Genomic DNA, 12,958 nt, shown 5'->3' on the forward strand with positions numbered 1-12,958 from the left:
GCGCACGTGCCGTCGAGTCGAGCATGGGGAGGTCGAGCGCGTGCCGGTCGAGCGCAGACCGGTCATGCCGGAGTCAGTCGAAAGTCGGCCGGTCGAGCATGGGCCAGTCGAGCGCGGGCGGGCCAAAAGCATCGCGCGTCGGCCTGGCGTCGAGGAATACGGCACGAACGTCACCAGCGCGAGCCGTCTGGTCGAGCACGGGCGAGTCAGACACGCGGCGGTTGAGCGTGGGCTGGTCATGCCGGCATCGGTCGCAAGCCGGGTGGCAGTCTAGCGCGGACCGCTCGCGATCCAGCCAATCACGCGCGGGGGTGGCAAAATTCCACCAGCCGAGCGCATCTGAATCGAGCGCACGTCAGGCGAAAGCCGGATCGTCCGCCCCGCTCGTGAACTATCCCCGCGCTGGGGGATTGTTTCGGGCATGACAGTTTCAACCCGCACGCGCCCGGCGAGCGAAGCAACGCCGCCCGCCCTCGTCCGCATGCGGATCGTCGCGACCGGGCTGCTCGTGTTCATGGCCGCGACCTTCTTCGTCAGTCGCGCGCTGGTCCCCGTCCACCCCGCCTTCGCGTTCGTCCGCGCGTTCGCCGAGGCGGCGATGGTCGGCGGCCTCGCGGACTGGTTCGCGGTGACCGCACTGTTCCGCCATCCGCTCGGCCTGCCGATCCCGCACACAGCCATAGTGCCGCGCAACAAGGACCGGATCGGCGACACGCTCGCGCAGTTCCTCCGCGCGAATTTCCTGATCCCCGTCGTCATCGCCAGGCGAACCCGCCGCCTCGACGTGGCGGGCGCGATCGCACGCTGGCTGACCGATCCACCCGAGGGGGCAGGGGGGCGCTTTCGCCAGGGCGCGTCGAAGCTGGTCGCGCAGGTTCTCGAGGGGCTCGATCCGGCGCGGCTCGGCGGGATGGTCAAGGCCGGGATCGGCGCCCGCCTGCGCGCGACGGAGGTGTCGCCGATCCTCGGCCAGTTGCTCAAGGCCGCGATCGCCGAGCGCCGCCACGCGCCGCTGCTCGAAAGCGCGATCCGCTGGGCGGCAAAGACGCTGGCGGCGAACGACCACCTCGTCCGCGCGATGGTCCACGACAAGGCCGGTTCGATCCTGCGCTGGACCGGGCTCGACACGACCGTCGCGGACAAGCTGATCAACGGCTTCGACAAGCTGCTCGCCGAGATGGCGGAGGACCCCGAGCATCCGTTGCGCCTGAAGGCGGAGGAGGGCCTCGATCGGCTCGCCTGGGATCTGCAATATGACCGCCGGATGCGCGAGCGCGTCGAGACGATGAAGAACGACCTGCTCGACAATCCGGCAATGCAGCGCTGGCTCGACGGCCTGTGGGAGCAGGCACGCGGCGCGCTCCTCGCGATCGCGCGCGACCCCGAGCGGGCAATGGCCGGCAAGCTCGGCGACATCCTGCGCCAGCTCGGCGAGACGTTGCAGCACGATCCGCGCATGTCGCGGACGATCAACCGGTTCGTGAGGCGCGCGGCGGTCGGCGCGGCGGCGGATTACGGCGACGGCATCGTCAAGCTGGTCTCGGAAACGGTCCGTAGCTGGGACGCCGACACGATCACCCGCCGCCTGGAAAACGCCGTCGGCCGCGACCTGCAATATATCCGCGTGAACGGCACGATCGTCGGCGGGCTGGTCGGGCTGGTGATCCACAGCGTCGATGTTTTGCTATGATGGGTAGAGCATAGGATCTTTTAGATCGCACGCGGAACGGCAGTTTTACAGGTATAGTCCGGTCGTTTGTGGCTGTCTGAGTTTAGCAAGACCTGGAGGGGTTGGGTTCGAAAACAGATCGAGATGCAATGGCGCTTGCCGACATCGAGTGTCTGGTTTGAGAAGGGAAGGCCGACAGGCCGCCTTTGATAGGCGACGGCCCATCAGAAGCCGCTCGTTCAGTGGTAGCGCCAGGTATCGTCCGCTATCATCAGGCCATGAGTGAATCGGCAGACACGACCGCGCGGCCACCGTGGCAACTCGAGCTGCCCGATCGCGCGTCGATCATGGTCGGTGAGCTGGCGAAACGGGGACACTGGATCGTCGCCACGTTGGCGACCGGCATACCATGGCCGGTAAAGACGCACAAAGTCGTATATCTGGGGCAGGATTTTTGGATTATTCCCCCGACGCAGAATGCAAGTCCTGCAGTCGCTATGCGTATGGAGCGCGATGCGACCAGCGATCATCGAACGAAGATGATGCGGTTTCTGAGTGCGCTGTCCTGGACGCAGGGATACGGGGTCAGGGTCAGCGGTTTCGGCGGCGGGAGTATGCCGTTCCTGTCCTCGGGTAGAGGAACGGGCGGTCACACGCTCACAGCCGACTTTGTTGTGCGCGACCTGCCGGAACCGGATGCGTCTGGTCAGCTCGCACTCGCTCTCATGCGAGAGGCCCGCGGACTTGACCATTCGGCTTATTCGTTTCTGACCTTCTACCGCGTGTTGGAAGCGGCATTGCCCCAGGGTCAGGCGCGGGGCGCCTGGATTACTGATGCGCTCGATAAACTAGAGGGGCAAGCCAAAGAGGCGCTGGCCAAGGTCAGGGCGCGCGGCGTTAATGATGTCGGCGTACATATCCAGCTCGCCCGGCGGCAGGCGATTGCGCATGCCGCCAAGCAGCCGATTATGGATCCTGACGACTACAGCGTCGTGCACGAACTTTATGAAGAGCGGCCCCTCATCCAGGGACTGGCCGAACGGGCGATTGAGGAAATCTTTGGCATTCCGACACCGTCGTCGATTTACCGAGCACACCTCTACGAGTTGGCCGGATTTCGCCTCATCATGCCGCCGGACCTCATGACACAAATCATGGAGGGACCATGGGAAGGTATCAGCGGCACAATCGATGTACCGCTGCTCGATATCGAGTTGCGCCGGAGTGAGCCGTTCTCGGCGCTGCGCGGTATGCTCCCCGTTGCCGTCGACATCGCGGAAGCAACGTTGAAGCTGCTCTATCGTTCACCTGACAACCTCATCGACTTCGAGTTTGAGCTGCACTTTGACAGTGAACGGCTTGTGTTCGACCTCGACTGTGGACTGACAATTCGGGACGACGGGTCGGCGCACTCCGCGCGCAACATTGCCGACCTGCGGCGGTTCCAGCTCGATTATTTAGGCAATGGGGAGCTGCACGTTTATGATACTGACACGAGGGCGCTGCTCTCCCGCGTTGATGCTTTTATACCGGTGAATTGGGGCAATCACGAGTGGTTTGAGTCTGAGATCGCCAAATGGCTCAAAGCCGCGGAGCATCGTGCCAACCTAACCCCGCAAAATTAATTTGCCTTAGATCGACCGTTAAAATCGCACATGAAGCAGCGGCCGATTTCGGACACCGCTAAAGCTGAAGTTACTGCCGCCATTTTGGGCGTAGGTTGAATAGCTGGGATGGGTGGAAAGCGGTCGTTCACGAGATGATCCATACCGAAGTATGATGTCATCCGCGTTACCGATCCGTATCATGCGCATCACTAGCTGCGGATGACAACTACATGGGCTACCTAATTGTGTTCTTCGGGGCTGGAGTGGGAGGGGTCTTTCGGCAAGCTTTAGGATCGACTGTCACGAAAGCGCTCGGGCCAGATTTTCCGTACGGCACGCTGCTAATCAATGTGACTGGATCTGCCATAATGGGTCTCGTAATTGGCGTTTTCGAGGCCCGGAATATTCAAAGCAATGACCTCCGTCTTTTCCTTACTACGGGTATACTGGGAGGTTACACAACATTCTCTACCTTCTCTCTGGACTCGGTGATGCTTTGGGAGCGTGGGCAATACGTCGAGTCACTTGCCTATGTGAGCACGAGTTTGATCCTGTCTCTCTCGGTGCTTGCATTGACGATGATGCTCGTCCGACGGTGGGCCTGAGTGCGTCTAATCAAAGACTTCAGCACTTCAACGATGCGGTCCTATTTTGAGCGATAGTGATTAAGTAGGTTTCGGCCGCTGTCACCGATGGCGCAACGGAGCTACCGCTCCCAATCCGGCATTGCCCAGCCCTTGGCCTTCGCCAACAACCGCAGCGGCCCATGCGCATTCACCGCGAAGGGTTCGTCGGCCCATTCGAAGGTCGGGGCGTCCGAGACGTGGTCGGAATAGAAGCGGATGTGGGCGTGGTCTCGGGGGATGCCTTCGCGGTCCATCCAGGCCTGGATCATTCGCAGTTTGGCCGGGCCGTAGCAATTCTCGCCTTCGATGCCGGCGAGCAGTACGCCGTCGCGGTCGCGCAGGCTCTCGGTGCCGATCACCGCGTCGAAGCCCAGTCGCCGCGCGATCGCCTCGACGTAGAATCGGTACGATGCGGTCGCCATCACCAGTCGGTAGCCTGCGGCGCGGTCGGCCTCGATCTGCGCGCGGGCGCTGGCGAAGACTCCATCGCGCATCACGCGGTCGGCAAAGGCTTCGGCTGCTCGGCGTTCTTCGGCGGGCGTCATGCGCTTGCCGAGCATCATGCGCTGCATCAGGTATTTGAGCCGGCCGCGGCTGATCAGCTTGCCGACATAGCCGAGTGCTGCGACTCCGGCGAACGGGACGAGCGCCAACCGCCACGGCGCGCCGCCTTTCTTCGCGGTGTGGAGCAGGAACGGCGTCCAGGTCGGCGCGTGCGTGATCGTCTTGTCCATGTCGTAGATCGCGAGACGGACGGACGGGGAGGCGGAAGGCATTTCGATCATCGTCGTCGCTTACGCCGCATTCATCTTGCCGATCCAGTCACTTTGCCGCAAAGGTGCCCCCGATGAGCGCGATGGCCGATTTCCAGCAGGACGGTGCCGATACCGGCACGCTTCGCTTTACCGGCGATCTGTCGCTCGCGAAGATCGGCAATCTGCCCGATCGGCTCGAGGCGATCGATGCGGCTTCGGTGAAGCATGTCGATCTGAGCGGGGTCGACCGGATCGACACGATCGGCGCGTGGGTCGTCCACCGGTTCGCGGCGCGCAACGACGCGACGATCGACGGGCTCGACGAGAACGACCAGGCGTTGTTCGACCAGGTCGTCGCTTCCGATCAGCCGATCGCGGCGCGGCCTGCGAAGGTCGGCGCGCTGTCCCGCGTGGTCGGCGAGATCGGCGACGCGGTGGTGCTGTCGGGCAAGACGATGCTAGGCCTGCTCGGGTTTCTCGGCGCGACGACGATCGCGTTCGGCAGCGTCATCCGGCACCCGCGCCGCTTCCGGTTCAACGCCGTGGTCCAGCGGTTCGAGGTCGTCGGCGTCGCCGCGCTCGGCATCGTCGGGCTGATGAGCTTCCTGATCGGCATGGTCATCGCGCAACAGGGCGCGGTCCAGCTGCGGCAGTTCGGCGCGGAAGTGTTCACGATCAACCTCGTTGGTCGCCTGACGATCCGCGAACTTGGCCTGCTGATGACCGCGATCATGGTCGCCGGCCGCTCTGGCTCGGCGTTCGCGGCGCAGTTGGGCACGATGAAGCTCACCGAAGAGATCGACGCGATGCGGACGATCGGCGTGTCGCCGATGGAGGCGCTCGTGCTGCCCCGCGTGCTCGCGGCGATCGTGATGATGCCGTTGCTCGGCTTCTATGCGTCGATCATCGCGATCATCGGCGGTGGGCTGCTGTGCTGGGTGCAGCTCGGTATTCCGCCGGTGACGTTCATCGCGCGCATCCGCGAAGTGGTGCCGATCACGGATCTGTATATCTCGCTGATCAAGGCACCGGTGTTCGGCGCGATCATCGCGATCGCCGGCTGCTTCCAGGGGATGCAGGTCGAATCGGATGCCGAGCAGGTCGGGCTGCGCACCACGTCGGCCGTCGTTCAGGGTATCTTCCTGGTGATCGTGCTCGACGCGTTCTTCGCGGTGTTCTTCACCTGGTTGGGTTGGGACTGATGCCCCGCAAGACGGACAACAAGACAGACGATTTCATCATCTCCGTGAAGGGGCTGAAGAACGCGTTCGGCGATTCGGTGGTGCACGAGGGGCTCGACCTCGACGTGCGGCGCGGCGAGATCCTCGGCGTGGTCGGCGGGTCGGGTACCGGCAAGTCGGTGCTGATGCGCTCGATCATCGGGCTGCAGACGCCGGTCGCGGGTGAGATCACGGTGTTCGGCGAACCCAATATCGGCCGTGAGGAAACCGAGGCGACCGAGATCCGCAAGCGCTGGGGCGTGCTGTTCCAGGGTGGCGCGCTGTTCTCGACGCTGACCGTGGCCGAGAACGTCGAAGTGCCGTTGCGCGAATTCTATCCGGATCTGTCGCCGGCGCTGCTCGCGGAGATCGCGTCTTACAAGGTGGTGATGACGGGCCTGCCCGCCGATGCCGCGAACAAGTTTCCCGCCGAGCTGTCGGGTGGCATGAAGAAGCGTGCGGGTCTTGCTCGCGCGCTGGCGCTTGACCCGGAACTGCTGTTCCTCGACGAGCCGACCGCGGGTCTGGATCCGATCGGGGCGGCGGCGTTCGACGGGCTGACCCAGTCGTTGCAGAAGACGCTGGGGCTGACCGTGTTCCTGATCACGCATGATCTCGATACGCTGTATGCGATCTGCGACCGGGTTGCGGTGCTGGCCGACAAGAAGGTCATCGCGGTAGGGACGATCGACGAGCTGATCGCGCTCGATCATCCGTGGATCGAAGAGTATTTCAAGGGGCCACGCGGCCGTGCCGCGGTCGCGACGCAGGAGGCGCACGAGCGCGCCGACGAGCAAGCTGCCCGACATCCTACCCCCGAGAAGAGGGGCGAAGTCCAGTCCAAGCAGTCCGCGCCGGACGACGCCGACGCGACATACGCCGAGAAAGAAGCAAGGACGCGCTGATGGAAACCCGTTCGAACCACGTCCTAGTCGGCGCCGTCGTGCTGATCCTGCTGGCCCTGCTAGCGCTGTTCACCGTGTGGATCGCGCGGATCGGCGGCAAGGAAGAGAAGGAATACGACATCTTCTTCCGCCAGTCGGTCGACGGGCTCGCGCGCGGCTCTGCCGTCGTGTTCTCGGGCGTGCCGTCGGGTCAGGTGAAGACGATCTCGCTGTGGAAGAACGATCCGCAGTTCGTCCGCGTCCGGATCAGCGTCAACGACGAGACGCCCGTGCTGCAGGGCACGACCGCGTCGATCTCGGGCGTCGGCTTCACGGGCGTCAGCCAGATCTCGCTCGACGGCGCGCGCAAGGGTGCGCCGGCGATCGGCTGCCCCGACACGAAGACGCCGACCGAATGCCCGTACGGCGTGCCGGTGATCCCGACCAAGCTCGGTGGCCTGGGCGCGATCCTGAACTCGGCACCGCAGTTGCTTGAGCGTCTGTCGACGCTGACCGAGCGCCTGACGGGCTTGCTGACCGATCGTAACCAGGCGTCGATCGCGGGTATCCTCGAGAACACCAACCGCCTGACCGATGCGCTCGCCGATCGCGGGCCGGAGATTGCCGCGACGCTCGCGCAGACACGGGTCGCGATCCAGCAGGCTGGCGATGCCGCGCAGCAGTTCGGTGTGCTCGCCAAGACGACCAACGGCGTTCTGTCCGAGGACGTGAAGCCGGCGATGGCGAACCTGAACAAGGCGATCACCTCCGCACAGCAGAGCGCGGAGACGTTGAACGCCGCGATCGGCGATGCACGGCCAGGCTTGCAGGCCTTCTCCAAGACGACGATCCCGGAGGCGAACCGCCTGGTCCGCGACCTCCGCACGACCGCCGCGGCGCTGTCGTCGGTCGCCGAGAAGGTCGACCAGCAGGGTGCGAGTTCGCTGATCGGGCAGCAGAAGCTCCCGGATTACAAGGGTAAGTGAGGCACGCCATGAAGACACCGCTCATCCTGATCGCGATGCTGCCACTCGCCGGGTGCATCAGCTTCGGCGCGAAACCGCCCCCCACATTGCTGACGCTGACGAGTGCATCGTCGGTGCCGGTCGGCCAGAACCAGGATTCGGCGACCGCGAAGTCGATCACGATCCAGGTTCCGGTCGTGCCGCAGTCGCTGGCGACCGCGCGCGTGCCCGTGCAGGCGACGCCGACCTCGATCGCGTACGTCACCGACGCGCAGTGGGCCGAGCCCCCGGCGCGTCTGTTCTCGCGGCTGGTGTCGGATACCGTCGCGGCGCGCACCGGGCTGGTGGTGCTGTCGACCGCGCAGTCGGTCGGCGATCCCGGCGGGTTGCTCGGTGGTGAGCTGCGGTCGTTCGGTCTCGATGCGACGACGCGCGAGGCGGTCGTGACGTTCGATGCGTCGCTGACCCGCGTCGGCAAGACGACGGTCGAGAAGCATCGCTTCGAAGCGCGCGTGCCGGTGTCGGCGATCGACGCACCTTCGGCAGCGGCCGGGATCAACCAGGCAGCGAACCAGGTCGCGACGCAGGTGGCGGACTGGATCGGTCGGTGAACGCCCCTTCGTTCTGAACGCGGCGTCGACCTGAGCGTTGACGGTCTCTGACGAGGAGAGCGACGATGCCACAGGGCGACAAGAGCGCGTATACCGACAAGCAGAAGCGCAAGGCCGCGCATATCGCGGATGGCTATGAAGAGCGCGGCGTTCCCGAGAAGGAAGCCGAGGCGCGGGCCTGGGCTGCGGTGAACAAGGATTCTGGCGGGGGTAACCTGTCCGGCTCGGGTCGCGGCAAGCCTGATACGCATGCGTCTTCGCATGAGGGCGGGAAGCAGGCGGCTGGGCGTAGCGCGGCGGCGAAGTCTGCGGCTGCGAAGAAGGGTTGGGAGACCCGGCGGAAGAAGGCGGGGTAAAGCCGCAGGACGTCATCGAAGCGGTCCGTCATCCTGACGAAAGTCAGGGTACAGAGTTACTTGCGGTGCGCTTCATGGCTCTGGATCCTGACTTTCGTCAGGATGACGGACGGTGTTTCCGACTGTGCTTGTCGAAGTTTCAGTCGGCGAGAGAGGCTTCTGCTTTGGCTAGATGCAGTCGTGCCTCTGCCTTTCTCTCAAGGGGAGAGGGATTTAGAGGGCTAGCATCGCTTCCGCTTCAGCCAAATGGAGACGCTCGACCATCTGGCCATCCAGGCGGATCGCGCCTTTGTCAGCATTTTCGGGATCCTGGAACGCTGCCACGACCTGGCGCGCCCATGCCAACTCCTCCTCGCTGGGGCCAAAACCGGCGTTGGCCGCATCGATCTGGGAGGGGTGGATCAGCGTCTTGCCGTCGAACCCGAGCGTCGCGCCTTGCGCGCACTCGGCGGTGAAGCGGGGCGGGTCGTCGAGGGCGTTGCAGACGCCGTCCAGCGCCACGATCCCGGCAGCACGGGCGGCCATGATCGTTGCGGTGAGAGCAGGGATCAGCGGCATGCGATCGGCGCCGAGCCGGCAGCGCATCTCCTTGGCGAGATCGTTGGTGCCGGCGATCAGCGCGGTGAGGCGCGTTTCGGCTGCTGCTGCGGATAGGGCGGGGAGGGCGAGGATCGCGGCGCAGGTCTCGATCATTGCCCAGATTGGTGGGCCGTCCTCGCCGAGCGATGCGCGGACTGTGAGCAGGTCGGCGACCGACGAGACCTTGGGGACGAGCACCGCGTCGACGCCGGTTGCGCGGATCGCGGCGATGTCGTTGGCATACCAGGGGGTGTCGAGGCCGTTGACCCTGACTACCAGTTCGCGCTCGCCGAAGCCGCCTTCGCGGACCGCCTCGATGACGCGGTCCCGTGCTGCGGCCTTCTCGTTGGGGGCGACGGCGTCTTCCAGGTCGAGGATGACGACGTCGCAATCGAGCGTCCGCGCCTTGGCGATGGCGCGGGCGTTCGAGGCGGGCATGTAGAGCGCGCTGCGGCGGCGTCTGGTCGTCATCCTATCGGCCGTTGCGGGTCAGGTGACGACGTCGGGGGCGGTGCGGCCGGTGTGCTGGGCGATCCCCGCGATCGACTCCGCGGCGGCGACGATGCTGGCGAGCATCTCGCCGGTGTCGCGGTCGAGGTTGCCGCCGACGGGTTCGTAGCGTTCGAGGTACACGCGCAACGTCGCGCCGGTGGTGCCGGTCCCCGACAGGCGGAACACGACTCGGCTGCCGCCCTCGAACAGGATGCGGACGCCTTGGTTGCGGCTGATCGAGCCGTCGGTTGGGTCGGTATAGGCGAACTCGTCCGCGGTCTCGACGGTGAGGTCGCCGAACTGCTGGCCGGGGAGGGTGCAGAGGCTGGCGCGCAACGCCGCCATCAACGCGTCGGCGCGCGGGGTCTCGACGCCTTCGTAATCGTGGCGGGCATAGTAGTTGCGGCCGAACTTCGCCCAGTGATCGCGCGCGATCGTGTCGACGCTTTCACCGCGCACCGCAAGGATGTTGAGCCACAGGAGGACCGCCCACAGGCCGTCCTTTTCGCGGACATGGTCGGAGCCGGTGCCGGCGCTTTCCTCGCCGCAGATCGTCGCCATGCCGGCGTCGAGCAGATTGCCAAAGAACTTCCACCCGGTCGGGGTCTCGTAGGCGGGAATGCCGAGCGCTTCGGCCACGCGGTCGGCGGCGGCGCTGGTCGGCATCGAGCGGGCGATGCCCTTGAGGCCGGCTGCGTAGCCGGGCGCGAGGTGAGCGTTGGCAGCCAGCATCGCAAGGCTGTCCGAGGGGGTGACGAAGCGGTGCTTGCCGATGATCAGGTTGCGGTCACCGTCGCCGTCCGACGCTGCGCCGAAATCGGGTGCGTCGGGCGCCATCATCGTCTCGTAGAGCGCGTGCGCGTGGACGAGGTTGGGGTCGGGATGGTGACCGCCGAAGTCGGGAAGCGGTTCGCCGTTGCGGACGGTGCCGGGCGCGAAGCCGAGGCGACGTTCGAGGATCTCGGTCGCATACGGCCCGGTGACCGCGCTCATAGCGTCGAACGCCATCGTCAGTTTCGCGGCGCGGATCGCGTCGAAGTCGAACAGCGTTTCCATAAGCGCGGCGTAATCTTCGACCGGGTCGACGACCTCGACCGGCATATCGCCGACCGTGACCTCGCCGTCGGTATCGAGGTCGATATCGTCGGCGTCGACGGTCAGCCAGCGATCGATCTCGAGCGTGCGTGCGTTGATCGCGTCGGTCACGGACTCGGGCGCGGGACCGCCATTGGCGATGTTGTACTTGATCCCGAAATCCTCGTCGGGACCGCCGGGGTTGTGGCTTGCCGAGAGGACGAGGCCACCGATCGCGCCACGCTTGCGGATCATGTGGCTGGCGGCGGGGGTCGAGAGGATACCGCTGCGGCCGACGATCACGCGTCCGAAGCCGTTCGCGGCCGCCATGCGAATCGCGACCTGGATGACTTCGCGGTTGAGGAAGCGACCATCGCCGCCGATGACCAGGGTCGCGCCGGCCTTGTCCGCGACCACGTCGAACACGCTCTGGACGAAGTTCTCAGCGTAGTTCGACTGCTGGAAGATCTTCACCTTCTTGCGCAGGCCTGAGGTACCGGGCTTCTGGTCGGTGTACGGCGTGGTCGATACGGTGCGGATCATGCGGTCCCCGTCAGGCTTGCGTAAAGGTCTGCGTAGCGGCGGCCGCTCTCGTCCCATGAGAAGTCCGCGCGCATCGCGTTGCGCTGCAACATGGCCCAGCGATCGGGGCGTGCATAGAGGGCCATCGTTCGGCGCAACGCGTGGCTGAGCGCTTCGGGCGTGACGCCGTCGTGCTGGACGCCGGTGGCGACCCCCGCGGCGATCGCGGCTTCGTTGGCGTCGATCACGGTGTCGGCAAGTCCACCGGTGCGCGCGACGACCGGAATGCAGCCGTATGCGAGGCCGTAGAGCTGCGTCAGGCCGCAGGGTTCGAACCGCGACGGGATCAGGATCGCATCGGCGGCGCCCTGGAGCAGGTGCGAGACAGGTTCATCATAGCCGATTTGGACACCGATCCGGCCGGGGTGGCGTTCGGCGGCGGCGAGGAAGGCGAGTTCGAGCGCGGTATCGCCCGAGCCGAGCAGCGCAAGACGGCCGCCAAGCGCAACGAGTTCGTCGAGCGCGCCAGCGAGGACGTCCATGCCCTTCTGCCAGGTGAGGCGGCTGATGACGGTGAAGATCGGGCCGTCGCTGGTGTCGAGGCCGAACAGGGTTTCGACCGCGCGCTTGTTGGTGCGGCGGCGGGCAAGCGTTCGCGCGGTGTAGCGGGCGGGGAGGGACGCGTCGGTTTCCGGGTTCCAGACGGCGGGGTCGATGCCGTTGACGATCCCGGTGACGCGGCCGGCGCGGTCGTTGATGAGGCCTTCGAGACCCATGCCGAATTCGCCGCGGCGGATTTCTGCGGCGTAGGTCGGGCTGACGGTGGTGATCGCGTCGGCGGCTTCGAGACCGGCTTTCAGGAAACCGACGCCGCCGTAATATTCGACGCCGTCGAGCGCGAACGCTCCGTCGGGGAGTGCGAGGTCGGCGAAGATGTCGTGGCCGTAGCGTCCCTGGAACGCGATGTTGTGGATCGTGACGACCGTCTTCGCGGGGGCGCCGGGGCCGGGGGCGTAGCGCAGGTAGGCGGGGGCCATCGCCGCCTGCCAGTCGTGCGCGTGGAGGATGTCGAAGTCGTAGCCGGGGACCGCGCCCGAAGCGAGATCGGCGGCTGCGCGGCTGAATGCGGCGAAGCGGCGCCAGTTGTCGGACCAGTCTGCGCCGGTCGCATCGCCGTAGGGGCCGCCGCCTCGGGCGAATAACGTCGGGGCGTCGAGGACCAGCAGCGGGAGGTCGCCGATCTTCGTCTTGAGGATGCGGGCTTCGGTGCCGAGCAGGTCGGTGTAGCGGTGGACGACTTTCGCGCGCTTGGTGACGGCGGCGAGCGCGGGGTAGCCGGGGAGGAAGGTTGTGAGCGCGACGTTGTGCGGCGCGAGCGCGGCCGGGAGCGCGCCGACGACGTCTGCGAGACCGCCGGTTTTTATGAGGGGGTAGGCTTCGGAGGCGACGGAGAGGACGCGCATCAAATCCTCCCCGGCACGGGGAGGGGGACCATGCATCGCATGGTGGAGGGGGGCTTCCTCAGGCGGTTTGCCTGCGATCGCAGACGATATGCTCGAAGGCGGCACGCCCGCGGTCGCAGGCGGTACGCTTGCGGT

The 12,958-nt window shown here is 65.6% G+C and carries 13 protein-coding genes; 8 read left to right on the forward strand and 5 right to left on the reverse strand.

The genetic code is table 11. From position 1 onward, the window contains the following. Positions 1-73: 73 nt before the first annotated feature. The gene (locus E5673_RS19620) at positions 74-214 is read right to left on the reverse strand and encodes a hypothetical protein (protein ID WP_168711572.1); all 141 of its coding nucleotides are present in this window, start codon (positions 212-214) and stop codon (positions 74-76) included. Positions 215-421: 207 nt separating this feature from the next. On the opposite strand from E5673_RS19620, the gene E5673_RS05555 reads away from it, so the two are divergent. The 3 genes from E5673_RS05555 (at position 422) to crcB (ending at position 3,881) form a co-directional block, all read left to right on the forward strand. Further along, positions 422-1,690 (forward strand): DUF445 domain-containing protein, encoded by a 1,269-nt coding sequence (locus E5673_RS05555; RefSeq protein ID WP_247599595.1) that lies wholly within the window; start codon positions 422-424, stop codon positions 1,688-1,690. Between the two features lie 257 nt (positions 1,691-1,947). Continuing rightward, entirely contained in the window at positions 1,948-3,294 is a 1,347-nt protein-coding gene (gene mauJ / locus E5673_RS05560; protein ID WP_136189251.1) for a methylamine utilization protein MauJ, read from the forward strand. Between the two features lie 212 nt (positions 3,295-3,506). After that, positions 3,507-3,881, forward strand: a complete 375-nt coding sequence (gene crcB / locus E5673_RS05565; protein WP_136189252.1) for a fluoride efflux transporter CrcB — start codon at positions 3,507-3,509, stop codon at positions 3,879-3,881. Between the two features lie 101 nt (positions 3,882-3,982). On the opposite strand, the gene E5673_RS05570 is transcribed toward crcB, so the two are convergent. Next, a complete protein-coding gene (locus E5673_RS05570; protein WP_247599596.1) occupies positions 3,983-4,687 on the reverse strand; it encodes an HAD-IB family hydrolase in 705 nt (234 codons plus the stop codon). Positions 4,688-4,749: 62 nt separating this feature from the next. Here E5673_RS05570 and E5673_RS05575 point away from each other — a divergent pair, with 62 nt between their 5' ends. The 5 genes from E5673_RS05575 to E5673_RS05595 all read left to right on the forward strand — a co-directional run bounded on the left by E5673_RS05575 (position 4,750) and on the right by E5673_RS05595 (position 8,693). Then, complete coding sequence (locus tag E5673_RS05575) at positions 4,750-5,859, forward strand: ABC transporter permease (protein ID WP_056061063.1); 1,110 nt, start codon at positions 4,750-4,752, stop codon at positions 5,857-5,859. Beyond that, a complete protein-coding gene (locus E5673_RS05580; protein ID WP_136189253.1) occupies positions 5,859-6,782 on the forward strand; it encodes an ABC transporter ATP-binding protein in 924 nt (307 codons plus the stop codon). Before E5673_RS05575 ends, E5673_RS05580 begins: the two co-directional genes overlap by 1 nt. Further along, positions 6,782-7,747, forward strand: a complete 966-nt coding sequence (locus tag E5673_RS05585; RefSeq protein WP_056484780.1) for an MlaD family protein — start codon at positions 6,782-6,784, stop codon at positions 7,745-7,747. Before E5673_RS05580 ends, E5673_RS05585 begins: the two co-directional genes overlap by 1 nt. An 8-nt stretch (positions 7,748-7,755) precedes the next feature. Beyond that, on the forward strand, positions 7,756-8,337 hold the full coding sequence (locus E5673_RS05590; protein ID WP_056061054.1) for an ABC-type transport auxiliary lipoprotein family protein: 582 nt from the start codon (positions 7,756-7,758) through the stop codon (positions 8,335-8,337). Between the two features lie 65 nt (positions 8,338-8,402). Then, positions 8,403-8,693, forward strand: coding sequence for a hypothetical protein (locus E5673_RS05595; RefSeq protein ID WP_056061052.1), 291 nt, complete (start codon positions 8,403-8,405; stop codon positions 8,691-8,693). A 213-nt stretch (positions 8,694-8,906) separates the two neighbouring features. On the opposite strand, the gene E5673_RS05600 is transcribed toward E5673_RS05595, so the two are convergent. Genes E5673_RS05600 through glgA form a run of 3 tightly spaced genes read right to left on the reverse strand, consistent with a single transcriptional unit; the run spans position 8,907 to position 12,823 of the window. Continuing rightward, positions 8,907-9,743, reverse strand: a complete 837-nt coding sequence (locus tag E5673_RS05600; protein ID WP_136189254.1) for a CoA ester lyase — start codon at positions 9,741-9,743, stop codon at positions 8,907-8,909. An 18-nt stretch (positions 9,744-9,761) separates the two neighbouring features. Beyond that, positions 9,762-11,381, reverse strand: a complete 1,620-nt coding sequence (locus E5673_RS05605) for an alpha-D-glucose phosphate-specific phosphoglucomutase (protein WP_136189255.1) — start codon at positions 11,379-11,381, stop codon at positions 9,762-9,764. Next, entirely contained in the window at positions 11,378-12,823 is a 1,446-nt protein-coding gene (glgA, locus tag E5673_RS05610) for a glycogen synthase GlgA (RefSeq protein ID WP_136189256.1), read from the reverse strand. The genes E5673_RS05605 and glgA overlap by 4 nt, the downstream gene beginning before the upstream one ends. Between the last annotated feature and the right edge of the window lie 135 nt (positions 12,824-12,958).

The organism is Sphingomonas sp. PAMC26645, assembly GCF_004795835.1.
GTDB lineage: Bacteria > Pseudomonadota > Alphaproteobacteria > Sphingomonadales > Sphingomonadaceae > Sphingomonas.